Annotated in this window: 1 protein-coding gene; it reads left to right on the top strand. The window is 70.9% G+C overall.

Going from position 1 to position 296, the window contains the following annotated elements; translation table 11 throughout:
- Window positions 1–57: 57 nt before the first annotated feature.
- Window positions 58–296, top strand: a 239-nt coding sequence (locus tag ON21_RS38795) for a helix-turn-helix domain-containing protein (RefSeq protein ID WP_169332746.1), incomplete at its 3' end; no start/stop codon positions are given.

Raw genomic sequence — 296 nt, 5'->3', positions numbered from 1 at the left:
TTGTAGGATTCGGCGGTGGCGAGGACGGGGCGGCCGAGATCGGGCCCGGATTTGGTGGTGACCGAGGCTCAGCGTCGGGAGTTGGTGCGGGGTGCGCGGGCGGCGACGTCGACGCAGGCGTATGCGTTACGGTGCCGGATCGTGCTGGCGTGCGCGGAGCCTGGAGCAGCGAACGCGCATGTGGCGGCAGCGGTCGGTGTCACGCCGATGACCGTGGCGAAGTGGCGAAAACGGTTCATCGAGCACGGCTTGGCCGGGCTCGCCGACGAACCCCGGCCGGGACGGCCGCCGTCGAT

The sequence above is a fragment of the Nocardia araoensis NBRC 100135 genome (assembly GCF_000308435.1).
In the GTDB taxonomy this organism is placed as follows: Bacteria; Actinomycetota; Actinomycetes; order Mycobacteriales; family Mycobacteriaceae; genus Nocardia; species Nocardia araoensis.
The sequence above is the reverse complement of the archived record's forward strand: the minus strand, read 5'-3'. Positions and strand labels throughout refer to the sequence as shown.